Raw genomic sequence first — 25,306 nt, 5'->3', positions numbered from 1 at the left:
CTCAGCCCTCGCCGGCGCCGAGGTTGCCGATCGCCTCGACCCCGATCAGCTCGACCAGCACCCCGTCGGGGTCGGTCACGACCGCCATCTCCACTCCTCGGGTCGTGGTGCGACGCGGCGTGCCGCCCAGTCCGAGTGCGGCCAGGCGCCCGAGCGCGTCGTCGACGTCGGCCATGAGCGAGACCAGCAGGAAGCCGTGGGTCGGGGGATCCACCGCCGAACCGGGTGGGCCGACGAGCCCGAGATCCACCAGCTCCACGATCCCGGCGTCGTGGCCGGGCCGTCCCAGGAAGACCGATCGCAGCGACGTCGACGGCGCGTGCAGCAGGGTCGGCCAGTCGCCGTCGAAGTGCTCGTCCATGAGCAGGTCGAACCCGAGCCCGTCCCGCCAGAAGCGCAGGCTCTCGTCGACGTCACGGGTACAGATGGCGGTGTGGTGGATGAGCGGCATTCACCCTCCTCGGTCGGTGGCGCGCGACCTCCGGGTCGGCGGACGGGGGCGTCGTAGAGTCGTCGGGCCGGTCCCGCCCGGGGGGCGGGCCCACGAGGGGGAGCGATGACGGCGCAGGGTGCAGGGAAGGGTCCGGCGGTGGTGGTCGGCGGCGGGTCGGGCATCGGTGCCGAGGTCGCACGTCGACAGCGTGGGGCTGGCCTGGAGGTGCTCACCTGGGACCTCGACGGCGCCGGCGACATCGACTGCGACATCGCCGACCCCGACCAGGTGGCTGCGGCCGCGGCGGAGACCCTGGCGAGGCTGGGCGCTCCGGTGACGGTCACCGTCACCGCCGGCATCGGCCACAGCGGACTGCTCGCCGACATCGGTCCCGATGAGTGGGACCGGGTGATCGGAGTGAACGCCAAGGGGGTGTGGCTCGCCATGCGGGCCCTCGTCGCTCCGATGCGGGCGAACGAGGGCGGCTCGGTGGTCGTGACCTCGAGTGTGAGCTCCCGCCTCGTCGACCGGTCGATGGGGCTCTACTGCGCGTCCAAGGCCGCGCTCGACATGGTGGTTCGGGTGGCGGCCACCGAGTGGGCCCCGGCTGTCAGGGTCAACGCCGTCGCCCCCGGGGTGACCGACACCCCGATGCTGGGTCGCGCCCCCAGGACGGGGGAGTGGCTGGGCGGCGTCGTCGATCGCACCGCGCTCGGGCGCCTTGGGACCCCCGAGGACGTGGCCGAGGCGATCCTCGCCGTCCACGGTCTCGGCTGGGTGACCGGGCAGGTGCTCGACGTGGACGGCGGGCTGTCGTTGCAGAGCCCCATCGACTCGTTCCGTCACAACCCTCCCGGACCCCGTTGACACCGATCGGTGGTCAGAGGATGGCGCCGGACGCCTTCAGGGCGCTGATCTCGTCCCACTCGAGCCCCACGGCCAGCAGCGCAGTCTCGGTGTGCTCGCCGTGCTCGGGGCACCGGGTCACCTCGACCGCCACCTCGTCGAACTGGGCCGGGCTGGCCACGAGGTGGACCTCCTGGCCGTTGCCCGCCGTCATGGCGGGCAGGTACCCGTTGGCGATCACCTGCGGGTCCTCGTAGAGCTCGTCGAGCGTCTGGAACGGGGTCCACACGCCGTCGAAGTCGGCGAGGGCCTCCTTCCAGTACGAGAGCGGCTGGGACCCGAAGGCCTCGTCGAGCAGCGTGATGCACTCCGCGCTGTTCTGGGCCCGTGCCGCGGCGTCGACGAAGCGGGGGTCGGTGGCCATCTCCGGCTTGCCGAGGCGACGCACGAAGTCGGCCCAGAACTTGTCGCTCTGCAACAGGATCAGGCTGATGTAGCGCCCGTCGCCGGTCCGGTAGGCCCCCACCCCGGGGTTGGGCGACTGCTTGCGGTCGCCCCCTGACGGGAGCTTCGAGAAGCCGAAGAGCTTGGAGGCCACCACGAGCGGCGAGATCTGCCACATGGCGGTGTTGAGCAGCGACACGTCGACGATGCTCGTCTCGCCGGTGTTGGCCCGCTTGAAGAGCGCCGCGGCGATGCCGCCGGCCGTGGAGAGCCCGCCCATCACGTCGCCGAACGCCGGGCCGGGTTGGTTCGCCGGCCACCCTTCGGCGTTCTCCGGCATGATCGACGCCACCCCGCCACGGGCCCAGAACGAAGCGCCGTCGTAGCCGCCCTTCTCGGCGTCGGGACCCTTCGGGCCCTGTCCGGTGCCGCGGGCGATGATGATGTCGGGGTTGCGGGCCCGGATGTCCTCGGTGTCGAGGCGGAGCTTGCGCCGCACCTTGGGCATGTAGTTCGTGAGCAGGACGTCGGCCGTCTCGATCAGCTTCAGGAACGCTTCTCGACCGTCCTCACGGGTGAGGTCGATGGCCACCGACTGCTTGCCGTGGTTGGGCTGCTCCATCATGAAGTTCACGCCCCCGGGGCCGCCCGGCACGAGGCCCGAGGTGATGAGGCCCCGCTGTGGGTCGCCGGTCTCGGGCGGCTCGACCTTGATGACCTCGGCCCCCCAGTCGACGAGCACGGCGCCCGCCGAGGGGATGAACATCCAGCTCGAGAGCTCGATGACGCGGATGCCGTCGAGGGGTCCGGCCATGGTCGTGGTCCTCCGTCGTGGTTGTCGGATCGAGCGGGTCGAGGGCCGGTGTCAGCCCGCCGGCCAGCCGACGGTCTTGGTCTCGGTGAAGATCTCGAGGCCCTCGATGCCGCACTGGCGGCCGATGCCGGACTGCTTGTAGCCGCCGAACGGGGCGTCGGCGCCGTACCACACCCCGCCGTTCAGGCTGAGCGTGCCGGTGCGGATTCGCCGGGCGACGGCCTTGGCCCGGTCGAGGTCGCCCGACGTGATGGCGCCGGACAGCCCGTACTGGCTCTCGTTGGCGATCCGCACGGCGTCGTCGTCGCCCTCGTAGGGGATCATGACGAGCACCGGCCCGAAGATCTCCTCCTGGGCGATGGTCATGGAGTTGTCGACGTCGGCGAAGAGCGTCGGCTCGACGAAGTACCCCTTGTCGAACTGGCTGGGCACGCCACCGCCGGTCACCAGGCGGGCGCCCTGGGCCTTGCCCTTCTCGATGTAGTCGAGCACGCGGTCCTGCTGGCGCTTGGAGACCTGCGGTCCCTGCAGGTTGCCGGGGTCGGTGGGGTCGCCGTAGGTGACGTTGCCGAAGCCGGTGGCCACGATGTCGACGGCCTCGTCGTACATGGACCGGGGGACCATCAACCGGGTGGGGATGGCGCACCCCTGGCCGGCGTGGAAGCACGCTCCGCTGGCGCTGGCCAGCGCCGTGGTGAGGTCGGCGTCGTCGAGCACGAGGTTGACCGACTTGCCGCCGAGCTCGAGGAACACCGGCTTCAGCGTGGCCGAGGCGGCGGCCATGATGCGCCGGCCCGTGGCGGTGGAGCCCGTGAAGGCGATCATGTCGACGTCGGGGGAGGTGGAGAGCACCTCGCCGATCAGGTGGTCGCGACCCACGACGATGTTGACCACGCCCGGCGGGATGTCGGTCTTCTCGGCGATGAGCCGGCCGAGGCGGGTGGCGTTCCAGGGGGTGTCGGGCGCGGGCTTGAGCACGCAGGTGTTGCCCATGGCCAGCACCGGCCCGAGCTTGTTGAGGATGATCTCGATCGGGAAGTTCCACGGAACGACCACCCCGACCACCCCGATCGGCTCCTTCCACACCTCCCGCTCGGTCATGGAGCCCATCCCGAAGGCGTCCTTCGGGCCGAGGGAGCGTCGCCACTCGAACTGGTCGATCATCTCGGCCGGCCACAGCAGCGCCTCGCGCAGCGGGGCGTCGAGCTGGGGGCCGTAGGTGAGCAGCACGGGGCAGCCGACCTCGGACACGAGCTCGGCGCGCAGCTCCTCCTGCTCGGACTCGATGGCGGCCTGCAACTGCAGGAGGCAGCGCCGGCGCAGCTCGTGGTTCGTCGACCAGTCGGTGGTGTCGAACGCGGTGCGCGCCGCGGCCACGGCGGCCTCCATGTCGGCGGCGGTGCCGTCGGCGACCACCCCCAGCACCTCCTCGGTGGCCGGGTTGATGTTGTCGAACGTCTCGCCGCTCGACGCGTCGACCAGCTTGCCCCCGATGAGCAGACGGGCTTCGCCCATGTTCACTCCCCCTGTCTCGGGACCCGCGTCACGGGCCCGTCTCGATGTCGTCGTGCCGGCACCGGTCGGTGCCGGGGTTCACCAGATCAGCTCCAGGTTGTCGACCGACCGCAGACCCTGGCTGTACAGCAGCTCGGTGCCCGGGGCGATGGCGTAGTCGGGCACCGCGGCGTGCCATTCCTCGAGCGCCACCCGCAACTCCATCCGGGCCAGGTGCGACCCCAGGCACCGGTGGGCGCCCCCGCCGAAGGCGAGGTGCTTGTTGGCCGGTCGTTCGAAGTCGATGGTGTCGGCGGCGTCCCACGCCGCGCCGTCGGTGTTGGCCGAGCCGAGCATCACGCTCACGGTGGTGCCGGCGGCGATGGGGCATCCGCCCAGCTCGGTGTCCTCGGTGGTGATGCGCACCACACCGGACACCGGGCTCTCCCAGCGCAGCATCTCCTCGATGGCCGGGGGGATGAGCTCGGGGTCCTCGACGATGCGCCGCCGTTGCTCGGGGTGCTGAGCGAGGTAGGCGACGAAGCAGTCGAGCGACGCCGTGACCGTGTCGAGGCCGGCGAGGAAGAAGAGGTAGCAGATGTCGAGGATCTCGTCGTGGGTGAGCGTGTGGCCGTCCACCTCGGCGGTGAGGAACCCCGACATGAAGTCGTCCTGGGGCTCGCGCTCGCGCTCGACGAGCACCTCCTCGAGCACGGCGTAGATCTCGGCGCCAGTGGCGTTGACCATCTCCAGACGTTCTTCGGGGGTCCGTGCCGGGGGCCGGATGATGCCGTCCTTCAGCTCGATGAACTCCTTGCGCCTGGACACCGGCAGGCCGAGGAGTTGCAGGAACACGGTCGTGGGCAGCGGCTCGGCGATCGCCTCGTGGAAGTTGCAGCCGCCCTTGTCGGCCACGCCGGCGACGAGCTGGCGGGTGAGGGCCCTGGTGTTCTCTTCGAGCGCGGCGACCTGCTTCGGTGCGAAGAGGGGATCGAGGACCTTGCGGAAGTTCTTGTGGTCGGGGGGGTCGATCTGGAGCGGGATGAGCGGGCGGATCTGGCCGATGTGCACCGCGTCGATGCCCGAGGAGTAGATCTCGGGGTGCTTGAGGACCTCGCGGACCTCGGCCTCCCCGGCGACGAGCATCATCTCGGCGCTCGAGCCGATCCCGGAGTTCGGCATGGGGACCACCGGCGCCACCGTGCGCAGCAGCGCGTAGCCCTCCTGGGGGTGGGCCAGCATGTGCGGATCGATCTCCGGTCCGGGCGGCGGGGCGTGCTCGGTGTCGGTCATCGGGTCTCCCTGGGCGACGTAGATGTCTGTCTATCGTAGATCTAACGGGCGCGTCAGTCAGCGGGGATCGCCGCCACCGCGAAACCCCGTCCCGTCACCGGAGCCCGGGGCGCCACGGCCGAGCCGCTGAGCGCCGCCGTCGCGTCCCGACGATCTGACGACGACGTCAGCTAGGGTTCGGCGACGCGCCGGAACCAGGGGGTCCTTCGTCGTGTTCGTCGAGCTCGTCACCCACCCGGAGTTCCCCACCTCGGTCCTCACGGCCGACGGTGGCACCCTCGACCGCCTCGCCGCCGAGTACACGGTCGCCCTCGACGGGGCGCCTCCCGAGATGGAGCGGTTCCTCTTCGGCGAGGTGCCGCTCCGGGTCTTCCACGACCTCTTCTCCGGCGCCGGTGAGATCGACGACGCCACCGCCCGCTGGCTGCTCCTCCTGTCGGGCTACTTCGGGGGCCGATGGCTCCGCGGCGAGATCGCCGAGGCCCAGCCCGACGCCCTGCTCGTGAGCTTCTCCCAGGCCCCGACCCTCGAGAGCTTCCGAGCGTCGATGGGCATCGCCCAGCAGGCGCTGGACGCTTCCCGCGCCGACACGGCGACGGTCCTGGCCTTCGCCCGCTCGAGCCTGTTCGACACCCCGAGCGACGATCCGGAGGGCGCCCCCCGGCCGGGTCTCACCGATTCCTTCGGCTACAACGCCGGCTACAACCTCGAGATCCTCGAGGCTCCCCCCGTAGGCCTCGACACCCCTGATCGATTCCGGATCTCCTGTACCGGCCTGTTGCACTGCTGGTACGCCACCCCCCGTCTCCCGGCGCTGACCGCCCTCGAGTCGGTGGCACGGGCCCTCGCCGACGGAGGTCCCGGCTGGTCCGAGCTGGCCGCCGAGCTGCAACCGATCCAGGACGCCGCCGTCCCCCGTGGCCGTTCCGTGTGGAGCACGGGGCTCTCGGTCCAGGGCTTCCCCCAGTCGTCCTACGACCAGCTCCTCGAGGTGAGCTCGTCGTTCCTCGAGACGGTCCAGGCCTCGGCGCTCACCATGGCCAAGGGCGTCGTCGAGGCCGACGAGGACGCGGCCCGGGTCGGAGCGAGAGCGGTGGCGGCGATGACCGTCTGGCTCGACGCGTACACCACCGGGCTCGTCGACGGTGAGGGGACGATCGAGCTACCGGCCTTCGTCCCGTGAGCGAGCGAGCCGGGGCCGACGTCGACGAGCTACGGGGCTGGATCAGCGACCACTGGTCCCTCGACCTGACGGTCCGCGAATGGTGGCGACGGCTCGCCGAGGCGGGCTGGGCGATGCCCACCTGGCCGGTGGGGCTGGGCGGACGAGGGCTCTCGTCGTCGGGGGCGCGACGGGTGGCCTCCGAGATCGCGGCGGCCGGTGTGCTGGGCGCGCCCACCGGTGTCGGCCAGACCATGGGCGGCCCGACCGTCGTCGCCCACGGCACCGACCCGCAGCGCCGTGACCTCCTTCCTGCCCTCGCCGCGGGCACCGAGTCGTGGTGCCAGCTCTTCTCCGAGCCCGGCGCCGGCTCCGACCTGGCCGGGTTGTCGACCTCTGCGGTGCCCGACGGGGATGAGTGGGTGGTGAACGGCCAGAAGGTCTGGAACTCGGGGGCCCACCTCTCCGAGCGGGGACTCCTGCTGGCCCGCACCGACCCCGGGGTGGCGAAGCACGAGGGCATCAGCTACTTCGTGGTCGACATGCTCCAGGCGGGCGTCGAGGTCCGGCCGCTGCGCCAGATGAACGGGGCCACCGAGTTCTGCGAGGTCTTCCTCACCGACGTCCGGGTGCCCGCCGACCGGATGATCGGCCCGCCCGGTGCGGGCTGGTCGGTGGCCCAGACCACGTTGGCCTTCGAGCGCCAGGGGGTCTCCGCCGGCGCCCCCCGGGCGGTCGGGGCCTTCCCCGGGTCGCGAGCGGGCCAGCTCGACCGCACCGTCGGGGCGGTCCTGGAGGAGGCCGCCCGGACCACTCGTCGACCGGTGCAGGGCTTCGTGGTGAGCAACGGGGGACTGCGGTCCCTCGTCGCCGAACGGGAGCTCGCCCACGACCCGGTCGTCCGCCAGCACCTCGCCCGGTTCCGGTCGATGACGGAGGTCAACCGCTACAACGGCGTCCGGGCCCGGGCATCCTCCCGATCCGGCTCGCCCGGTCCGGAGGCGTCCATCGGCAAGCTGGCCATGTCGGAGATCGCCCGCCGATCGCGGGACCTGGCGTTCTCGTTCATGGGCCCCGACGGGATGCTCGACGGTGCCGACGCGCCCGGGGCGGGGGCCTTCCACGAGGTGGCTCTGGCCACGTTCGGCGCCAGCCTCGGCGGTGGCACCGACGAGATCCAGCGCAACGTGATCGGCGAGCGCACGCTCGGTCTACCCCGTGAGCCGGCGGTGGACCGTGGGGTCCCGTTCCGGGAGGTCCCCGGTTCGCACGAGAGAGGGCCACGGTGAGCGAACCGACACGCCGCAGCATCCGGTTGAGCGAGGAGGAGGCGTGGGCGTTCGTCGCCGACGCCCACACCGGGATCCTCACGACCCTCCGCCGCGACGGCTCCCCGATCGCGCTGCCGATCTGGTTCGCCGTCGTCGACCGGCGGATCTACGTCACGACCCGGGGGAAGAAGGTCGCGAGGGTGCGCCACGACCCCCGGTGCTCGTTCCTGGTCGAGGCCGGCGAGCGGTGGGCCGAGCTCGAAGCGGTCCACATGGCCTGCACCGGCCGGGTCCTCGACACCGTCGCGCCCGACCTGCTCGAGGCCATCCGGGCCGAGACCCGGCGCAAGTACGACGCCTACCGCACCCCCACCAGGGCGATGCCCGAGGCCACGCGGGCGGCCTACGACCCGGCGGCCGGGGCGATCATCGAGATCACCGTCACCGGGAAGATCCTCACCTGGGACAACCGCCGCCTCGGCTTGTCGTAGCCGATCAGATCGAGCGGTCGACGCCCTCCCAGTACGGGGCGCGCAGGACCCTCTTCTGGAGCTTCCCGCTGGGCAGCCGGGGGAGCGTGGTCACGAAGTCGATGCGTCGTGGCAGCTTGAACCGGGCCAGGCGGGTGGAGCAGTCCGCCAGGATCGCTGCGGCGGTGCCGTCGTCGGGAGCGACGCCGGGAGCGGGCTCCACGATGGCGAGCACGGCCTCGCCCCACTCGTCGTCGGGGACGCCGATGACGGCGGCATCGCCCACGAGCGGGCTCTGCAGCAGCGCGCTCTCGACCTCGGCCGGGTAGATGTTCACGCCCCCCGAGATGATCATGTCGACCGCCCGGTCACGGAGGAAGAGGAAGCCGTCGTCGTCGACGTACCCGACGTCGCCGAGCGTGACCCAGCCGCCGCGACGCATCGTGCTGGTCTTGTCGGGGTCCTTGTAGTACTCCGCGGCGGGGGCGTTGGCGTTCTCGACCCAGATCTGGCCGACCTCCCCGGCGGGGAGCTCGTTGCCGTCGTCGTCGAGGATGTGCAGCGTGATGCCGTGGATGGCCCGTCCCACGGTCCCGGGCTTCTGCAGCCAGCGCCGCGGGGTGGCGATGGTGGCGACGGACTCCGTACCGCCGTAGGTCTCGTAGACGACCGGGCCCAGCCACTCCATCAGCCGGGCCTTCACCGGCGTCGGGCACGGCGCACCGGTGTGCATCACGCTCTCGAGGGTCGCCAGCGAGTAGCGATCCTTCACCTCCGGCGGGAGGGCCAGGAGCCGGTGGAACATCGTCGGCACCATCTGGGTGCTCGTGACCCCGAAGCGGTCGACGGCGTCGAGGCACGCCTCCGGTTCCCAGCGGTCCATGACGACGACGGTGTGCCCGGCGTGCAGCGCGGCCGTGGCCGACGCCGACGGGCCCGCGTGGTACAGCGGGCCGCACACGAGGTGGACGCCGGGACCGGGGGTCATGCCGAACCCCTGGCAGTAGACGGCGGCCGCCGATCCGTAGACGTCGTCGGCCTCGCCGGTCGGGAGGGGTCGACGCACGCCCTTCGGGCGCCCTGTGGTGCCCGAGGTGTACATCATCGTCGTGCCCGCGGCGATGCCGTCGGGGAGCGGGGGCGCGCCGGCGCCGAGCGCCACGAGCTCGGCGAGCGGGCGGTAGCCCTCGGCCGCGGGGTCGGCGAAGCGGTGCCGGAGAGGGATGCCGGCGGCGTCGGCGCCGGCCGCGCACGATGCGGCCAGGTCCGCGCCCACCACCAGCGCCCCGGCGTCGCAGTCGCCGACGATGACGGCGATCTCGGGCCCGGCGAGGTGGGTGTTGATCGGCACCAGGTACAACCCGGCGCGCATCGCCGCCAGGTGGGCACAGAAGAAGGTGACGCCGTTGGGCACGACGATCGCCAGGGTGTCCCCGCGACGGAGACCGAGGGCCCACAGACCCCGGGCCACCGACTCGGCGGCCTCCGCCAGCTCGCCGGCCGTGGTGGTCACCCCGCCGGCGACGACCGCCGCCCGGTCCGGGTGGGCGCGAGCCACCGACCAGAACCCCATCGGCACCGTCATCGCGCCCGGGCCGGTGGTCGCACCACGGTCGGTCCGCCGGCCGAGGGGGTGTCCCACAGCCACAGGTCGCGCTGGGCCCGGCGGGCCAGCAGGTCGAGGACGTCGGGGTCGCCGTGCCGCCCCGCGTCGACGGCGAGGGCGACCAGCTCGTCGTCGCGGGGCATACGTCCGAGCGTGGCGCGTGCGTCGTCGGCCCAGGCGGCGTCGATCGTCGGGCCGAGCTGGCCGCGGGCCCGTTCGTGCTCGAGCACGAGGACGGCCTCGCGGGCCCGGAGCCGCTCGTGGGGGCGGGCGAGCGCAGGCATCACCTCGTCGCGCAACGCCTCGACCGCACCGTCGTGCAGTGGCGACGGCTCCGGCTCGGGTGTGGGGAGCGTGGTGATCGGGTGGCCCGACGCATCGGCGAGGTCGGCGGCGAGCTGACGCCGGAAGCGATGGTGCGGCGCCATGTAGGCCGCCCGTCCGAGTGCGCTTCCGTGCGTCGCGGCGAGGGCGGTGATCACGGCGCAGCGCAGCTGGACCATCACCGCGTGGTAGCGGACCGCGGCGGGGTCGATGGCGATCCCCGACGCCGCTTCGTAGAGCCGGTCGCGTCGGCCGACGTCGGCGAACGGTCCCGAGCTCGGGGCGCGCATGTCGATCCAGGCCACGTCGTCCATGGGGTCGCCGAGGTGACACAGCTCCCAGTCGACGAGGCCGGTGACCGCGGAGCCGTCGTGCACGAAGTTGCCCGGGCCGGTGTCGCCCTGGACCAGGCAGGTCGCTCGGTCGGGGCCGGGGGGATGGTGGGCCAGCCACGCCAGGGCGTAGGCGAGGATCGGGTCGAACCGCCCGTGCTCCCCGGCCAGCGCGCCCCACGTGCGGACCTCCACGAGGGCCGCCTCGGTGGCGTCGTCGGGCCGTGCGAAGCCGGGCAGGTGCAGACCGTCCGGGTCGAGGGCGTGGAGGGCCCCGATGGCTGCCATGAAGTGGGCGAGGAGGGCGTCACCGTCGTCGACGTGGCCGGGTCCGAGCCCCGAGGTCCCCGGCAGGCGTTCGAGCACGAGCGCCCCGCCGTCAGGCGCGGCGGCCAGGAGCCGCGGAACCGGCACGGGGGTGTCACCGAGGGCCCGGTAGGCGGTGGCCTCGCGGGTGAGGTCGAACTCCGTGCCGGAGAGGGCGCCGCCGGAGCCGGATCGCACCACCACCGACGTCGTCCCGCCCGAGCCACCGAGCTCGGCGAACCACAGCTCCCGCGACCCTCCGGTCAGCCACCGGTCGGCGCTGGTCACCGGGCGGTCAAGCGCGTCCTCCACCCAGCGGCGCAGGTCGTCGTCCACCGCCGGCTCAGCCCCGACGGGCGGCGTTGGTGAGCTCGACGTGGCGGGCGTGGATCTGGACGGTCTTCTGGGCGAGGTCGGCGGGCACCGTCGGGAAGCGGGGCAGCCCCGTCGCTCGTGAGGGGAGGGCCACCGTCGCCGTGCCGTTGGCGGTCTCGACCCCCCGCTGGTTGACCATGCGCAGGTCGATGTCGACCAGCGAGGCGTGCTCCTCTACGCGCTTGGCGGTCACCGTGGCGGTCAGGAACTGGGTGTCGCCCTGGTAGTTGAACTTGCGAATCGAGTCCTCGAGGCGCACGAGGCACCCGTCGTCGCCCATCCAGTCGGTGACGTGGTGCTGGAACCAGCTCTGGCGCATGACCCCGTAGTCGTAGGCCATGGGGTTGCCGATGGCCTGCGCCCACGCCGAATCCCAGTGGAGGCGCTGCGCCACGTCGGGGACGCCCATCTCGTTCTTGATGTAGAAGGGCCGGATGCGGGTGCGGTTCTTGTAGCCCACCCGCGACGACCGCAGCCCGTAGGGCACGAACCCGTACCCTCCGGCGTGGAAGGCGATGATCTCGGTGACCGTCAGGGGCCCCTTGACCATGGGGCGCAGCTCCTCGCCGACCTCGACGTCCTCCCACCAGCGTGGCTCGGCTCCCCGGATCTCCTCCTGGGCGTAGATCCGGTCGATCTCCTCGATGTCGTCGTCGGTGTAGCTGGCCGGTTCGATGTCGAGGTACTTCCCGCGGTCCCGCGACTCCTTGCGCGCCGTGAGGATGGTGAGCACCCGGTAGACGCCCACCACCTCGACGCGCTGGTTGAAGATCGCCTGGCGGCTCACCTGCACCACGGACCGTCCGGCGAACTCGGAGTCCTTGGCCTCGACGGACTCGAGGCCGCTGAAGCTGTAGAGCCGATCGCCCGGGTACACCTGGCGGTAGAAGTCCCACGTGCCGCCCGACACGAAGACGTGGATGCCCCGGAAGAGGCCCTTCGTGGCCGCGGCGACGTCCTTGGGCACGGGGTCGCCGAGCAGGGGCGTCTTGATGTGACCGATGAACGTGGGCGAGGCGATCTGCGCACCCCAGCGGGTGGTGGGGCCGTAGTCCTCGTCGACGTGGAGAGGGTTGTCGTCACCCATCCCGAGGGCCCAGTTGCGGATGGCGTCGGGGGTGGCCACCGAGATGTGCTCGCGGCGGCGGTTCGTGGTCTCGATGCCGATGAGCAGACGGGCCCGCTCGATGTCCTCGTCGGCCAGCTCGTAGGAGACGGCCTTCTCGAACTCCTGCTCCAGGTCGGTCATCGTCATCCCCCTGCTGTCGTCGCCCCACACAGGCGCGGCAGGGGCGAGGGTATCGCCATTAGGGTCCGAGGGCCGGGGGAGAGGGCCGCGGACAGGGCGGCGGGAGGGGAGGACCGGAGTGTCGGAGACGACGTCGCTGCTGCACGAGCGCGAGGGCGCTGTGTTGGTGCTCACGCTGAACCGCCCCGAGCGCGGCAACGCCCTCGACGCACCGACGATCACGGCCCTGCTCGACGTCCTCGACGGCCTCGAGGCCGACCCGGGGGAGGTGCGCGCCGTCGTGCTCCGCGGCGCCGGCCGCCACTTCTGCACGGGGGCCGACATCGGCGGCGGCGGAGGCGACGGCGGGCGTCCCTCGGTGGGGCACATCACCCGGGGTCTCGTGACCGGGCCTCATCTGCTCGTGAAGCGGCTCTGGGAGTGCCGCCTGCCCATCGTGGTCGAGCTCACGGGGCGTACCTCGGGGCTGGGGTTGCACGTGGCGCTCACGGGCGACACGACCGTGGCCGCCGAGTCGGCGAGCTTCGCCGAACCCTTCTCGGACCGGGGCTTCAACGTGGACAGCGGGGGGTCCTGGCTCCTGCCGAGGATGATCGGCCTGAGCAGGGCGAAGCGGATGCTCTACACCGCCGAGGTGGTGGACGCGGCGACCGCCGTCGACTGGGGTCTGGTCACCGAGGTGGTGCCCGACGACGAGGTGGGCGAGCGGGCGCTGGCGCTCGCCGCCGAGCTCGCCCGTCGCCCCACCTTCTCCCTGGGCGCCACCAAGGGTCTGCTGCACCGCCACCTCGACGGCGACCTGGCCGACGCCCTCGAGGACGAGGCGGCGGCGATCGAGCTCACGGTCCGCTCGGACGACTTCAAGGAGGGCATGAGGGCCTTCGTCGAGAAGCGTCCGCCCGACTTCACGGGTCGATGACGCCGCAGATGATTCGCTGGCTCATTTTCATGGCGGGCAGCGCCGTCCCCATGCTTCCTACACTCCCGCGATGAGCAACCTCGAGGTCGTCGTCGACGACGGGGTCGCCGTCGTCACCTTCGACCGGCCCCCTGTGAACGCCATCGACCGGGCGTCGATGGACGAGCTCCGCCGGATCTTCTCCGCCTTCGAGGCAGACCGCTCGGTGCGGGTGGCGATCTTCACCTCCGCCGGCACACGCGCCTTCATCGCCGGTGTCGACCTGTCCACGGTCGGCGAGCGCGACGAGGACGTGCCGCCGGGAGAGATGATCGACCCCGGTCGCCCGGCCCGCGACGCCATGTGGGCGATCACCGACTGCGCTGTCCCCGTGATCGCCGCGGTCAACGGTCCGGCGATCGGGGCCGGCCTGGCCTTCGCGGCGTGCTGCGACATCATCGTGGCGAGCGACACGGCCACCTTCGGCACGACCGAGATCAACGTCGGACTCCTCGGGGCCAGCGCCCACGTCTCCTCGCTCGTGGGGCGGCACAAGGCGCGGGAGATGTTCTTCACCGGGGAGCTGGTCCCGGCGGCCGACCTCCACCGCATCGGTGCGGTTCGCGCTGTGGTGCCGGCCGACGAGCTGTTGCCCACGGCGCGGGCCCTCGCCGCCACCCTCGCCGCGAAGAGCCCGATCGCCATGCGGATGGCCAAGGCGTCGATGAACCAGGTCGAGGGCCTCCCCCTCAAGGAGGCCTACCGCGTCGAACAGACCTGGACCGACCGCCTCGTGCGCTTCGAGGACTCCGCCGAGGCCCGTGAGGCCTTCTTCGCCAAGCGCGATCCCGAGTGGAGGTGGCGATGACGCCCGGGGAGGAGCCGCCCCGTGGCTGAGGGGGACCAGGCGCTCCTCGGCGTCGCCGACGACGACTTCCACGAACCCGTGCCCGGCGAGTGGTGGTCGCACGAGACCTGCTGGTTCTGGTTCTTCGTGCCGGAGAAGCGGATCGGGTCCTGGATCTACAACTGGATCCGTCCGAACATCGGGACCTGCGGCGGCGGGCTCTCGATCTGGGACGACCGCACCTCGGTGCACTGGGAGGTGCCGTACTTCTCGAACTACTCCAGCCTGCGGCTACCCGAGCAGCGGGACCTCCGGGCGTTCACCTTCCCGACCGGCATCTCCGTCGAGATGCTCGAACCGCTGTCGCGCTACCGGATCCGCTACGCCAACGACGAGATGGTGCACCTCGACCTCGAGTTCGCCGCGACCATGCCGCCGTGGGTGAGCGCCATCGACGACGACGACGGTCGCCGTCCCCACCACTTCGACCAGTTCGGGCGGGTCACCGGCACCCTGGTGCTGCACGGGGAGCCGTCGTTCGTCGACTGCCTGGCCATCCGTGACCGCACCTGGGCGGTGCGCTCCGAGCGTTGGAAGCACGGCGGGGGCTTCGGGTACACGTCCGCTGCCGCGGACTCGGGGGAGAGCTTCCTGTTCGTCGGTGACACCGTGCGGGCGTCGGGGTTCGTGGTGCTCGACGGCAGGAGGGCCGAGCTCGTGGCCGGGGCGCGCCGGGTCGAGCGCGACCACGATCGCGGTCACGTGACGAGGGTCGTGGTCGAGGCTCGCGACGACGAGGGTCGCCGGCTGCTCGCCGAGGGCCGATCGGTGAGCCGCATCGCCATGCCGGTCCCCGGCGTCCACGGCGTCGTGTGGGCGAGCCTCTGCGAGTGGACGATCAACGGCGTGCCCGCGTGGGGCGACGACCAGGAGCCCTGGCCGATCATGGCCTGGTCGAACCGGCGACGGGCCTGATGGCTGCGCCGGGTCTCGGTACCCTCTCGCCCTGGGGATCGGGGGAGGCGATGGACGTCCGGTTGCGTGCTGTTGCGGACCTGTCGGGCCGACGACGGTGACCGCGCTCGACCTCGCCCGACACGGCCTCGTCCCGATGTCCCGCCCGCCGCGGCCCGTTCCCGGGCCGGCGACCGTCGCCGAGCTCCTCGACGCTCCTCTCGCCGCCGACCCCGACCGGGTGCTCCTCGTCGGACGGCACGGTCGCCACACCGCACAGGGGCTCGACCAAGCCGTCCGTCGGGCGGCGACGGCGCTGCGGGGCCTCGGCCTCGGAGCGGGCGACCGCATCGCGGTGTCGCTCCCGAACGACGACACCATCGTCGTCGCCTTCCTGGCGGCCATGCGGTTGGGAGCGGTGTGGGTGGGCCTGAACCGACCGCTGGCCGCCCCCGAGAAGGCCTACATGCTCCGCGACGCCCAGGTCTCGGTCTTCCTCGGCGACGCCGTCACGGCCCGTGAGGTGGGCTCGTGCCTGGGGGAGCTCCCCGACCTCGGGCGGATCGTGCGCGTCGACCCCGACGGTGACGACGAGTGGTCGGGCCTGCTCGTCGACGACGACCCCGGGCCGCTCGTCCCGGTCGACCCGTTCGCCCCCGCAGCGATCGCCTACACCAGCGGGACCACCGGCTTCCCGAAGGGCGCGGTCCACACCCAGCACAACCTCCTGCTGCCCGGTCGGGTGTCGGCCCGGCGGGCGCCGGTCCCGTCCGCGCAGCAGCCCGCGACTCCGGTGATGGGGGTGCCTCTGCCCCTCACCATCCTGAACCTGATGATCCTCGGCCCCCTCGCCGCCTACCAGTCCGGAGCGGCGGTCGTGGCGATGGACCGCATCGACGCCGTCGGCATGGCCGAGTGGATCCGCGACGAGCGGGTCACCACCTTCGCGGCGGTGCCGGCCATGGTCCACGACCTGTTGACCCACCCCGAGGTCACCGACGAGATGCTGGAGAGCATCGAGGCCATCGGGGTGGGGGGCGCCGACATGCCCGACGCCTTCCGTCGGCTCTACGAGGAGCGCTTCGGCCGCCGGGTCGGCACCGGCTACGGGCTCACCGAGGCACCGACGAGTGTGACCGGCGAGGACGTGAACCTCCCGCCGGTCCCCGGCACGTGCGGTCGGGCGTTGCCCCAGATCCGGATCCACATCCTCGGCGACGACGGCATCGAGCTCGCCGCCGGCGAGGTCGGCGAGGTGTGCGTGGGGCCGTCCGACGACGGCGACTTCGCCGACACCTACCGCCCGATGCTCGGCTACTGGAACCGGCCCGAGGAGACCGCCACGGCGCTGCGCGGCGGCCTCCTGCACACCGGCGACATCGGTGTGCTCGACGAAGAGGGCAACCTCTTCATCAAGGACCGCCGGAACGACCTGGTGATCCGGGGTGGCGCCAACGTGTACCCGGCCGAGGTCGAGCGGGTGCTCCACGACGCGGCGGGGGTGGCCGCCTGTGCGGTGATCGGTGAGCCGGACGACCGCCTCGGGGAGCGGGTCGTGGCGTTCGTGGAGCGCGCCCCGGGGGCCACCGTCGACGAGGCTGCCTTGCTGGCGCACTGTCGGGCGAACCTGGCGCGCTACAAGGTGCCCGAGTCGATCACCTTCGTCGCCGGGTTCGACCGCACCCCGATGGGCAAGATCCGAAAGACCGCGCTGCGAGACGGCGCAGCCCGCCTCGCCTGAGCAGGCCTCTCCGCCCACCCCCTCGGCGAACTGTTGCGCGCGGGGCTCGGCTGGGCGAGCTGGGAACTCAACAGTTCGGGAAAGGAGTGGTTCGGGGGAGGAGTTCGGGGAGGGGTTCCGGGGAGAGGCGGGGCTCAGACGGGAGCGGCGGCTCGCACGGTCGTCTTCTCGGCGGGCACCACCGGCGGAGCGCTCTTCCAGTCGTGCACGCCGTCCTCGGGCTTGGCCGCCGGGTAGCGGTCCTCGTGCACCTCGGCCCAGTGGGCGTGGTTGAGCTGGTGGAGCGTGAAGCAGGCGTTGAGGGCGTTGTGGAAGCCCTGGTTGTCGACCGTCTGGTTGACGGACTCCTTGATCATCAGCGCCGTCATGCTGGGCAGCTCGGCGATGCGGGCGGCCATCTCGTCGGTCCGGGCGTGCAGCTCGTCGCGAGGGAACACCTTGGAGACCATGCCCAGGCGGTGGGCCTCGTCGATGTCGAGGCTGTCGCCGGTGAGGAGGAGCTCCTTCGTCTTGCGGGGGCCGAACTCCCACGGGTGGGCGAAGTACTCGAGCCCGCACATGCCGAGCCGGGTCCCCACGACGTCGGCGAAGGTCACGTTGTCGGCGCCGACGATCAGGTCGCAGGCCCACATGAGCATGAGCCCGGCCCCGTAGACCTTCCCGTGCACCTCGGCGATGGTGATCTTGCGGAGGTTCCGCCAGCGCAGGGTGTTCTGGAAGTAGTAGTGCCACTCCCCGAGCATCCTGGCCTCGGTGCCCTTCCGGGTGCCGCCGTCGCCCTTGAACGACGGGTGGTTCACCCACTCGTCACGGGAGACCTCCGAGCCCATGTCGTGGCCGGAGGAGAACAGCTTCCCCTCGCCGCCGAGGATCACCACCCGGACCTGGTCGTCGATCTCGGCCCGGCGGAAGGCGTCGTCGAGCTCGACGAGCATCCCCCGGTTCTGGGCGTTGCGGGCCTCGGGGCGGTTGAGCATGATCCGCGCCACCCGCCCCTCGTCCTGGGTGGCGTAGGTGATGAAGGTGTAGTCGGACATGGTTCCCCCTGGGAGCGTGGCCAGGCAGCGGGCCGCCCGCCCGCGACGGATAGGTGACGTGAGTGTCAGAGTACCTGCCGGGTGCGCGCCGATCGATTCCGCGTAAGAGTTCGAGGGTCCGGCGGTCAGGAGTCGTGACCGGTCGGACCCGCCGACCCGTCGACCTGGGAGGCTCCCGTGACCGATGGTCCTGCTCGAAACGACGCGACGCCCGTCGTCGCCGCCCGACGCGCCGGCGGAGGCCGAGCGTCATGAGCTGCTTCTGCGGGTGCGGGCGGGACGTGTCGGGGATGAAGGCCCGTGCCGCCAATGCCATCGGCGCCCAGGTGGCGCCGATGCTGGAGGTGCTGCAGGGCGCCGTGGACGCCGGCCTGTGCGGTGGCCCGGACGAGCGGGCCGAGGTCGAGACGCTGGTGGCCGACGGCCGGCGCCACGTCGAGCTGCTGACCCTGTCGGTCCACGGTCAGGCACCTCGTGACGGGCTCGACAAGAAAGGGTTGCGGACCTGGACGTCGCGAGCCACCGACGAGGTTCCCGAGCTCGCCGAACGGGTCGCCGCCGCCGGCTGGTTCGGGCCGGCCATGCACACCCACGAACTGGTGTGCACGGGCGTCCGCGGCACCGGGACGGTCGTCGGCATCGAAGACGGCCACGTCACCCTCCAGAACGATCCCCGCCTGGCGATCACCATCGAGGTCCACCCCGTGGACGGCCCTCCCTACGAGGTCCGTCGTGACGTGACCGTGTCCCGGGTGCGCCTCCCCCGCGTCGGTGACGCCGTCGAGGTGGCCTGGGCGCAGGGCGACCCCGGGTACTTCGCCTACCGGGTGGTGCCCGCCCCCGCGGCTCCGGCGTCCGCCGCCCGTCCCGCCGCGGACCGCCTGGAACAGCTCCGCCAGCTCGGCGACCTGCGGGCGTCGGGCGTGCTCAGCGACTCCGAGTTCGAGACCGAGAAGCAGCGGATCCTCGATGCCCGGGGCTGAGGCCCCGCGCTCCCGGTGGCCGCGCGGGTCACCGATCCGGTTGCCGTCGTCGGTCGTCGTCGTCAGTCGTCGTCGGAGCCCGAGGTGGTCATCAGGTTGGCCTCGAGCAGGTAGGTGGGGGGTGTCATCGCGATCTGGGACTCGGCGCGGAGGCGGATCTTCTCCTGCTGGGGTTCGCTCGGGGCGGTGATCCAGAAGGTGTCGGCCAGGATGCCCTCGAAGCAGATGTCGGCCACCTCCGACAACGGCGCGAACTCGACGGGCATCCCGACGGCGTCCATCCGCTCCTTGAACACGGCGAGGGCGTCGCGACCCTCCCGGGGCGGGGCCCCCGGGCGGTCGTACTGCTCCGGACGGTTCGCCCCGGGCCGCCAGATCCCGGTGTCGAGCACCCCGGGCGTGCGCGTCGACGGGTACAGCAGCGACGCGCTCACCGGGACGTCGATCTCGCGCAGCTGACCCCAGAGGCACTCGGTGATGGTGACGACCGCCGCCTTCGTGGTGGCGTAGACGGCGCTGTTGACGAGCGGGGTGAAGCCCCCGTTCCCCGAGGTCGTGTTCACCACGTGGCCCTCGGTGCCCTGCGCGAGCAGCGTCGGGACGAAGGCGTTGATGCCGTTCACGACACCCATCACGTTCACGTCGAGCGACCAGCGCCAGTCGTTCACGTGGTGCTCCCAGAGGTGGCCTTCGGATCCGCTGCCGATGCCGGCGTTGTTGCACACGAGGTGCACCGCGCCGTACTCGGCGAGGGTCGCGTCCCGCAGGGCCTCCACCGACTCGAGCGACGTCACGTCGGTCACGACCCCGAGCACGTCACGGCCGGCGTCGCGGAGCTCGGCCGTCGTGGTCTCGACCAGCTCCGGCACCACGTCGGCGATCACCGCCTTCATCCCCTCGGCGGTGAACTTCTCGACCAGGGCGCGGCCGATGCCCTGCCCCGCCCCCGTCACGACCGCGACCTTCCCGGCGACGTCTCTCACGACATGCCCTCCCCGTTCGACTCGATGGGCGCCCGTCGTGGGACGACCCGTCCCTGCATCATGGCCCGTGGCGCCGGTGCGGGTGATCCCGGCCGGCGTTCGCCGCCCTGTCATGATCACGGGGTGGACGTGATGCCCCTGCCGCGCCGCCCGCGTCGGGGTGGCCTCCGATGAGCGAGACCCCGGTGGCGCTGGGGCGCACCCGCGCCGCCGTCGACCCTGCGGGACCGACATCGCCCGAGCCGTCGTCGCCGGCGGCACCGACCGCCCCGACAGCACGACGGTCGTTCCACGTCCTCGCCAAGCCCACCGGCCCGATCTGCAATCTCGACTGCGAGTACTGCTTCTTCCTCTCGAAGGAGGCGCTCTACCCCGGCGACCGGTTCCGAATGTCCGACGAGCTGCTCGACACCTATGTGCGCCAGCTCCTCGACGGCCAGCCCGACGGCATCGTGTCGGTGGCGTGGCAGGGCGGCGAGCCCACCCTCATGGGGGTCGACTTCTTCCGGAGGGCGGTGGCGCTGGTCGAGCAGCACCGGCGCCCCACCCAGCAGGTCGAGCACACCATCCAGACCAACGGGACGCTGCTCACCGACGAGTGGTGCGAACTGCTCGCCGAGCACAGGTTCCTGGTCGGGCTGAGCATCGACGGCCCGCCGGAGCTGCACGACGTGTATCGGGTGGACAAGCGGGGCGCGCCGACGTCGGCGAAGGTGCTGCGGGGCCTCGAGCTGCTGAAGGCCCACGGGGTGGACGTGAACGTGCTGTGCACGGTGAACGCCGCCAACCAGGACCACCCGGTCGAGGTGTACCGCTACGTGCGCGACGTCCTCGGCGTCCAGCACCTCCAGCTCATCCCCATCGTCGAGCGCGACAACGACACCGGCTTCCAGGAGGGCGACACCGTCACCGAACGGTCCGTCGACCCCGAGAAGTGGGGGGCGTTCCTCGTCGCCGTCTTCGACGAGTGGGTCGTGCGCGACGTGGGCACCGTCTTCGTCCAGATGTTCGACGCCGCGCTGGCGGCGTGGCTCGATCTCCCCTCGTCGATGTGCATCTTCCGCGAGACCTGCGGTGACGCCCTGGCCCTCGAGCACAACGGCGACCTCTACTCCTGTGACCACTTCGTCGAGCCCGAACACCTCCTCGGGAACATCACGACGACGACGATGGTCGAGTTGGTGAGCTCCCCGAAGCAGCGGGCCTTCGGCCGGGCCAAGGCCGACACCCTCCCCGCCTACTGCCGCGAGTGCGAGGTCCGCTTCGCCTGTCACGGCGAGTGCCCGAAGAACCGGTTCACCCGCACGCCCGACGGCGAGGACGGGTTGAACTACCTCTGCGCCGGATACCGCCATTTCTTCAACCACGTCGACGGCCCCATGCGGATCATGGCCGACCTGCTGCGCGAGGGTCGCCACGCCGACGAGATCGTGGGGATCCTCCGTTCCGCGGGGCGCAACGACCCCTGCCCGTGCGGCAGCGGTCGCAAGGCGAAGCTCTGCCACCAGCGCTGACCCGCTGCCGCTCAAGCTCGGCGGAGGGTGACGGGGACGCCGGACTGGAGGACCATCCCGGTGAGGGGGTCGATGTCGTCGTCGGCGCTGGTGAGTCGACTCACGTTCACGTCACCCCACCCGTGGGCGACAGCCACCGCGCCGGGGTGGAGCCGGTCGTCGGCCCGGAGCCGCCCGGTGACCGAGCCATGGGCGGACGTGACCGTCACCGCCGAGCCGTCGTTCCCCAGGTCGACGGCCACCGACGGGTGCACCCGCACGGTCACCTCGTCGGTGCGGGCTCCCGGGGCGGCGATGTCGCGGAGCTGGGAGTTCATCGTCCGCAGCTGTCGATGAGGGATGAGCACGAGGGCTCCCTCGTCGTCCCGGGCGTGGGCCTCGGCGAGGTGTCGGCGGAGCTGATCGACCAGCGGCTCGGCGCCGAGGCGCCACCCCCCGGGAGGGAGCACCCGGTCGTGCACCCAGCCGAAGACCGCCCCCGACCCCACCACCCCCGACGGGTTCGACACCACCTCCTCGAGGCCGCCGAGGCTGCGCTCGTACAGGGGTCGCAGCAGGTCGGCTTCGGTGGACGTGGCGACGTCGAGCCCCCGGGGAAGGGCGGACAGCCCGAGGCGCTCGGCGAGGGACCCGAGGGCCCACCAGACAGGGCGGCGTTCGGCGGTCGGGGCCACCACCGCGGTGGTGGCCTGGGCGGCGACGGCGAGCTGGTAGCCGTCGAGCAGCCACGTGGTGTCGGCCCGCTCGAGCTGGTCGACGGCGGGCAGGACGTGGGTGGCCACCTCGGTGGTCTCGGTGGGCAGGATGTCGAGGACGACCAGTGTCTCGAGCGATGCCAGCGCAGCACGGGTTCGCTCGGCGTCGGGGAACGCGGTCACCGGGTTGCCCCCCACCACCACGAGCGTGGTCACGTGGCCCGCCTCGATCTCGCTCACCAGCGCGGCGCACGGCCACTCGCCGAAGCGACGGGGGAGCTCGGGCCGGCTCGGTGGCCCCGCCCCGGCGGTCCCGTCGGACGGCTCCCAGTCGCGGGTGTCCATGCGGCCGAGGTAGCCGGGGTTGAACCACATCCCGCCGGGCCGGTCGTAGGAGTCGGTCAGGACGTGCAGGGCCCAGAGCAGGTGCTCGGTCGTGTCGGCCGTGGCCGCCATCGAGGTGCCGGTGCCGGTGAGCGCGCTGATCCGTCCGGCGTCCAGCACGGCGTCGAGCAGTTGCCCGAGGAGGTCGAGCCCGAGGCCGGTCCCGCGGGTGACGAGGTCGTCGGTGAGCCCGGTCTCCGGGTCGTCGAGGACGTCGGCCAGCACCTCGATCCCGGTGGCCCGCGTCGTGGCGTCGGCGCGTCGTGCCGGCTCGTCGAGGAGACGCCGGACCAGCCAGCCGAGCACCAGCCAGTCGCTCCCCGGGCGCACCTGGAGGTGGTGGTCGGCCCGGGACACGGTCTCGGTCCGACGGGGATCGACGACCCACACCCGGCCGCCGGCGGCCCGGTGCTCCCGGAGACGCTCGACGGGGTCGGGGACGGCGTTGGAGTGACCGTGGGAGACCACCGGGTTGCAGCCGAACAGCACGAGCAGCCGGGACCGCTCGTGGTCCCAGACGGGGGTGAGGCCCGACCAGCCGCCGACGAGCTCGGCCACCAGCGGTTTGCAGGGTGTGTCGATGGTCGTGGCGGTGTACTTCTGGGCCGAGCCGAGGACCTGCAGGAACCGCTCGGCGGCCCTGCGCCCCGCGGTGTCGAACGCCGATCCGCTGGCCAGGTACATCGCCACCGAGTCGGGGCCGCCCGTCGAGACGGCATCGCGGAACCGGGCGGCGAGGTCGTCGAGCACCTCGTCCCACGCCGCGGCCCGGCGGGCGTCGCCGCGACCGACGAGCGGCCGGTCGAGGCGTCGAGGCTCGTGGTGCAGCGCGCCGAGCGCACGACCCTTCGGGCACGTGTACCCGCGCGAGAGCGGGTGGTCGTGGTCGCCCCGCACCCGTTCGACCTCGTGGCCGCCGGGCCCCTGGGCCACCGTGACCACGATCCCGCACATGGCGTTGCAGACCCGACAGAACGTGCGGTGCTCGACCCGTTCGATCCGGTCGTCCCCCACGTCGCCGCCACGGTCGCTCATGGGGCCGCTGTTCGTCGACGCCCGTCCATCGAGGGAGTGTCGCGCAACCCCGACCGCCGCCTCCCACCCCCTCCGGCCGGTCGGCGAGACTGGCCCCATGAGCGACGTGAACCCTCCCGACCGCCCCCCGGCGCCCGAACCCTCGCCGACGGGCTACGAGCCGTTCACGTTGGCCGGCTCCGACGTCGTCGTCCCCCCGCTGGGGGTCGGCACCTGGGCCTGGGGCGACCGCTCGACGTGGGGGATGGGGGGCTACGACCGCGACCTCAGCGAGGACACGATCGCAGAGGCGTGGACGGCGAGCGTCGAGGCGGGCGCGACCTTCTTCGACACCGCGGAGGTGTACGGCAAGGGCGAGAGTGAGCGCATCATCGGTCGCCTCCTCGCCCGGGACGCGGCGTCGGGCGGACCGACCCGTGACGACGTGGTGCTCGCCACCAAGTTCATGCCCTCGCCGTGGAAGGTGAACGTGAAGGAGGCGCTGGTGTCGGCGCTGCGGGCGTCGTGCGACCGCTTGGGCGTCGACCGGGTCGACCTCTACCAGATCCACGGGCCGATCAGCCTCCGTGGGCACGCCGCCCTGGCCGATGCTCTCGTCGCCGCGCTCGACGCCGGGCTCACCCGCTGCGTCGGCGTCTCGAACTACTCCGTGAAGGAGATGCGGGCCATCGACCGGGAGCTGCGCGCCCGGGGAGCCCGGCTGGCCACGAACCAGATCGAGTACTCGCTGCTGCGACGCGTCCCCGAGACCAACGGCCTCCTCGCCGCCTGCCGTGAGCTCGGCGTCGTCCCGCTGGCCTACTCCCCGATCGGCCAGGGCCGCCTCACGGGCAAGTACTCGGCCGACAACCCGCCGCCCGGCAAGCGGGGCTTCTCCGACCACCCGATGGAGGCCGTCGACCGGGTGGTGGCCGAGCTGCGGCGCATCGGCGCAGCGCACGGGGACCGTACGCCCAGCCAGGTGGCGCTCAACTGGTTGATGGCCAAGGGCTCGGTGCCGATCCCGGGAGCGAAGAACCGGGCCCAGGCCGAGGAGAACGCCGGGTCGCTCGGGTGGCGTCTCGGGGACGACGACGTGGCGGCGCTCGACGCCGTCGCGCTCCAGGAGCGGCGCAGCATCCAGAACCGCTTCTGGCAACACGGCTGAGCGCCACCGCTCCCCTATCGGGAGCCACCCCGACGGTGGGCGCGGTGGCTAGCGTGCCGGGGTGAGCTACGACGAGTTCGTCATCGACGTCGTGAGGGGGGTCGAGGCGCTCGGGGCGGCGATCATGGTCGTCGGGGGCATCGTGGCGCTCGTCCGGTTCGGCGTCGTCCTGCTCGACCCGGGTCGCCGGGCGACCGCCTACTCCGACCTGCGCCAGCGTCTCGGTCGCTCGATCCTGCTCGGGCTCGAGGTCCTGATCATCGGCGACATCGTCCGCACCATCGTCGTCGACCCCACCCTCGAGAGCGTCGCCGTGCTCGGCGGGATCGTCCTCATCCGGATCCTGCTCAGCTTCTCCCTGGAGGTCGAGATCGAAGGGGTCTGGCCGTGGTCCCGCTGGCGCATCCAGGGGCGCGGCCCCGAGCGCTGACCGCACCGGTGGTTCGCCCACCCGCCGCGTCGGTCACGATCCCAGCGGGGGTCGAAGGGCTCATTTCGGCCAGGTGCCCTTGTCATCCACCACTCTGCGTGGTCTACTGCGACGGCTGACATCTAGCACATCGCAGGGTGAGGGTCGCGGACCCGAGCCCAGGGGTGGCCCTGATCCGTAGGCTGAAGTTGGTCGCTGCGCCTGCGGGGAGCCAGAGCGAAACCGACCCCGAGAGTGGA

The 25,306-nt window shown here is 72.0% G+C and carries 22 protein-coding genes; 12 read left to right on the top strand and 10 right to left on the bottom strand.

Features of this window, described 5'->3' with window-relative positions:
- Position 1 precedes the first annotated feature (1 nt).
- Complete coding sequence (locus MUE36_07915) at positions 2-451, bottom strand: VOC family protein (GenBank protein MCU0310852.1); 450 nt, start codon at positions 449-451, stop codon at positions 2-4.
- A gap of 105 nt (positions 452-556) precedes the next feature.
- On the opposite strand from MUE36_07915, the gene MUE36_07910 reads away from it, so the two are divergent.
- Positions 557-1,300, top strand: coding sequence for an SDR family oxidoreductase (locus tag MUE36_07910; protein ID MCU0310851.1), 744 nt, complete (start codon positions 557-559; stop codon positions 1,298-1,300).
- Between the two features lie 13 nt (positions 1,301-1,313).
- Here MUE36_07910 and MUE36_07905 read toward each other — a convergent pair whose 3' ends face one another.
- From MUE36_07905 to MUE36_07895, 3 genes are all read right to left on the bottom strand, one after another.
- The gene (locus MUE36_07905) at positions 1,314-2,537 is read right to left on the bottom strand and encodes a CoA transferase (GenBank protein ID MCU0310850.1); all 1,224 of its coding nucleotides are present in this window, start codon (positions 2,535-2,537) and stop codon (positions 1,314-1,316) included.
- A gap of 51 nt (positions 2,538-2,588) precedes the next feature.
- Positions 2,589-4,052 carry an aldehyde dehydrogenase family protein gene (locus MUE36_07900; protein ID MCU0310849.1) on the bottom strand — a complete coding sequence of 488 codons (1,464 nt, stop codon included), beginning with the start codon at positions 4,050-4,052 and terminating at the stop codon, positions 2,589-2,591.
- A 78-nt stretch (positions 4,053-4,130) separates the two neighbouring features.
- On the bottom strand, positions 4,131-5,324 hold the full coding sequence (locus MUE36_07895) for a cytochrome P450 (protein MCU0310848.1): 1,194 nt from the start codon (positions 5,322-5,324) through the stop codon (positions 4,131-4,133).
- A 211-nt stretch (positions 5,325-5,535) separates the two neighbouring features.
- Here MUE36_07895 and MUE36_07890 point away from each other — a divergent pair, with 211 nt between their 5' ends.
- The 3 genes from MUE36_07890 to MUE36_07880 are packed head-to-tail and all read left to right on the top strand — an operon-like array spanning position 5,536 to position 8,248.
- Positions 5,536-6,507, top strand: a complete 972-nt coding sequence (locus MUE36_07890; GenBank protein ID MCU0310847.1) for a hypothetical protein — start codon at positions 5,536-5,538, stop codon at positions 6,505-6,507.
- Positions 6,504-7,775, top strand: coding sequence for an acyl-CoA dehydrogenase family protein (locus tag MUE36_07885; protein MCU0310846.1), 1,272 nt, complete (start codon positions 6,504-6,506; stop codon positions 7,773-7,775). The genes MUE36_07890 and MUE36_07885 overlap by 4 nt, the downstream gene beginning before the upstream one ends.
- Positions 7,772-8,248, top strand: a complete 477-nt coding sequence (locus tag MUE36_07880) for a pyridoxamine 5'-phosphate oxidase family protein (GenBank protein MCU0310845.1) — start codon at positions 7,772-7,774, stop codon at positions 8,246-8,248. The genes MUE36_07885 and MUE36_07880 overlap by 4 nt, the downstream gene beginning before the upstream one ends.
- 4 nt (positions 8,249-8,252) lie before the next feature.
- Here MUE36_07880 and MUE36_07875 read toward each other — a convergent pair whose 3' ends face one another.
- From MUE36_07875 to MUE36_07865, 3 genes are read right to left on the bottom strand one after another with little or no spacing between them, the layout of a single operon-like run.
- Entirely contained in the window at positions 8,253-9,800 is a 1,548-nt protein-coding gene (locus tag MUE36_07875) for an AMP-binding protein (protein MCU0310844.1), read from the bottom strand.
- Positions 9,801-9,808: 8 nt separating this feature from the next.
- The gene (locus MUE36_07870) at positions 9,809-11,131 is read right to left on the bottom strand and encodes a phosphotransferase family protein (protein ID MCU0310843.1); all 1,323 of its coding nucleotides are present in this window, start codon (positions 11,129-11,131) and stop codon (positions 9,809-9,811) included.
- A 7-nt stretch (positions 11,132-11,138) separates the two neighbouring features.
- Entirely contained in the window at positions 11,139-12,419 is a 1,281-nt protein-coding gene (locus MUE36_07865) for a MaoC family dehydratase N-terminal domain-containing protein (GenBank protein ID MCU0310842.1), read from the bottom strand.
- 118 nt (positions 12,420-12,537) lie between these two features.
- On the opposite strand from MUE36_07865, the gene MUE36_07860 reads away from it, so the two are divergent.
- The 4 genes from MUE36_07860 (at position 12,538) to MUE36_07845 (ending at position 16,859) form a co-directional block, all read left to right on the top strand.
- Entirely contained in the window at positions 12,538-13,338 is an 801-nt protein-coding gene (locus tag MUE36_07860) for an enoyl-CoA hydratase-related protein (protein MCU0310841.1), read from the top strand.
- Between the two features lie 70 nt (positions 13,339-13,408).
- Positions 13,409-14,185, top strand: coding sequence for an enoyl-CoA hydratase-related protein (locus MUE36_07855; GenBank protein ID MCU0310840.1), 777 nt, complete (start codon positions 13,409-13,411; stop codon positions 14,183-14,185).
- Between the two features lie 21 nt (positions 14,186-14,206).
- A complete protein-coding gene (locus MUE36_07850) occupies positions 14,207-15,139 on the top strand; it encodes a hypothetical protein (protein MCU0310839.1) in 933 nt (310 codons plus the stop codon).
- Positions 15,140-15,236: 97 nt separating this feature from the next.
- The gene (locus tag MUE36_07845) at positions 15,237-16,859 is read left to right on the top strand and encodes an AMP-binding protein (GenBank protein MCU0310838.1); all 1,623 of its coding nucleotides are present in this window, start codon (positions 15,237-15,239) and stop codon (positions 16,857-16,859) included.
- A 134-nt stretch (positions 16,860-16,993) separates the two neighbouring features.
- Here MUE36_07845 and MUE36_07840 read toward each other — a convergent pair whose 3' ends face one another.
- Positions 16,994-17,896, bottom strand: a complete 903-nt coding sequence (locus tag MUE36_07840) for an enoyl-CoA hydratase (GenBank protein MCU0310837.1) — start codon at positions 17,894-17,896, stop codon at positions 16,994-16,996.
- Between the two features lie 290 nt (positions 17,897-18,186).
- On the opposite strand from MUE36_07840, the gene MUE36_07835 reads away from it, so the two are divergent.
- The gene (locus MUE36_07835) at positions 18,187-18,879 is read left to right on the top strand and encodes an SHOCT domain-containing protein (protein ID MCU0310836.1); all 693 of its coding nucleotides are present in this window, start codon (positions 18,187-18,189) and stop codon (positions 18,877-18,879) included.
- Positions 18,880-18,941: 62 nt separating this feature from the next.
- Here the strand turns inward: MUE36_07835 and MUE36_07830 are convergent, their stop codons facing one another.
- Positions 18,942-19,862 (bottom strand): SDR family NAD(P)-dependent oxidoreductase, encoded by a 921-nt coding sequence (locus MUE36_07830; protein MCU0310835.1) that lies wholly within the window; start codon positions 19,860-19,862, stop codon positions 18,942-18,944.
- A gap of 170 nt (positions 19,863-20,032) precedes the next feature.
- Here MUE36_07830 and MUE36_07825 point away from each other — a divergent pair, with 170 nt between their 5' ends.
- Complete coding sequence (locus tag MUE36_07825; protein ID MCU0310834.1) at positions 20,033-21,376, top strand: anaerobic sulfatase maturase; 1,344 nt, start codon at positions 20,033-20,035, stop codon at positions 21,374-21,376.
- 11 nt (positions 21,377-21,387) lie between these two features.
- On the opposite strand, the gene MUE36_07820 is transcribed toward MUE36_07825, so the two are convergent.
- Complete coding sequence (locus MUE36_07820; protein ID MCU0310833.1) at positions 21,388-23,490, bottom strand: molybdopterin-dependent oxidoreductase; 2,103 nt, start codon at positions 23,488-23,490, stop codon at positions 21,388-21,390.
- Positions 23,491-23,587: 97 nt separating this feature from the next.
- Here MUE36_07820 and MUE36_07815 point away from each other — a divergent pair, with 97 nt between their 5' ends.
- Complete coding sequence (locus MUE36_07815; GenBank protein MCU0310832.1) at positions 23,588-24,637, top strand: aldo/keto reductase; 1,050 nt, start codon at positions 23,588-23,590, stop codon at positions 24,635-24,637.
- A gap of 61 nt (positions 24,638-24,698) precedes the next feature.
- Positions 24,699-25,067: a DUF1622 domain-containing protein gene (locus MUE36_07810; GenBank protein MCU0310831.1), complete on the top strand. Its 369-nt coding sequence runs from the start codon at positions 24,699-24,701 to the stop codon at positions 25,065-25,067.
- Positions 25,068-25,306: the final 239 nt, after the last annotated feature.

Source organism: Acidimicrobiales bacterium (assembly GCA_025455885.1).
In the GTDB taxonomy this organism is placed as follows: domain Bacteria; phylum Actinomycetota; class Acidimicrobiia; order Acidimicrobiales; family Acidimicrobilacustridaceae; genus Rhabdothermincola_A.
The sequence above is the reverse complement of the archived record's forward strand: the minus strand, read 5'-3'. Positions and strand labels throughout refer to the sequence as shown.

Bases quoted from the DNA above. Each gene is read 5' to 3' on its own strand.
- MUE36_07835 (MCU0310836.1), top strand. From the start codon at position 18,187: ATGAAGGCCCGTGCCGCCAATGCCATCGGCGCCCAGGTGGCGCCGATG.
- MUE36_07875 (MCU0310844.1), bottom strand. From the start codon at position 9,800: ATGGGGTTCTGGTCGGTGGCTCGCGCCCACCCGGACCGGGCGGCGGTC.
- MUE36_07865 (MCU0310842.1), bottom strand. From the start codon at position 12,419: ATGACCGACCTGGAGCAGGAGTTCGAGAAGGCCGTCTCCTACGAGCTG.
- MUE36_07895 (MCU0310848.1), bottom strand. From the start codon at position 5,324: ATGACCGACACCGAGCACGCCCCGCCGCCCGGACCGGAGATCGATCCG.
- MUE36_07910 (MCU0310851.1), top strand. From the start codon at position 557: ATGACGGCGCAGGGTGCAGGGAAGGGTCCGGCGGTGGTGGTCGGCGGC.
- MUE36_07815 (MCU0310832.1), top strand. From the start codon at position 23,588: ATGAGCGACGTGAACCCTCCCGACCGCCCCCCGGCGCCCGAACCCTCG.
- MUE36_07905 (MCU0310850.1), bottom strand. From the start codon at position 2,537: ATGGCCGGACCCCTCGACGGCATCCGCGTCATCGAGCTCTCGAGCTGG.
- MUE36_07915 (MCU0310852.1), bottom strand. From the start codon at position 451: ATGCCGCTCATCCACCACACCGCCATCTGTACCCGTGACGTCGACGAG.
- MUE36_07855 (MCU0310840.1), top strand. From the start codon at position 13,409: ATGAGCAACCTCGAGGTCGTCGTCGACGACGGGGTCGCCGTCGTCACC.
- MUE36_07840 (MCU0310837.1), bottom strand. From the start codon at position 17,896: ATGTCCGACTACACCTTCATCACCTACGCCACCCAGGACGAGGGGCGG.
- MUE36_07820 (MCU0310833.1), bottom strand. From the start codon at position 23,490: ATGAGCGACCGTGGCGGCGACGTGGGGGACGACCGGATCGAACGGGTC.
- MUE36_07825 (MCU0310834.1), top strand. From the start codon at position 20,033: ATGAGCGAGACCCCGGTGGCGCTGGGGCGCACCCGCGCCGCCGTCGAC.
- MUE36_07900 (MCU0310849.1), bottom strand. From the start codon at position 4,052: ATGGGCGAAGCCCGTCTGCTCATCGGGGGCAAGCTGGTCGACGCGTCG.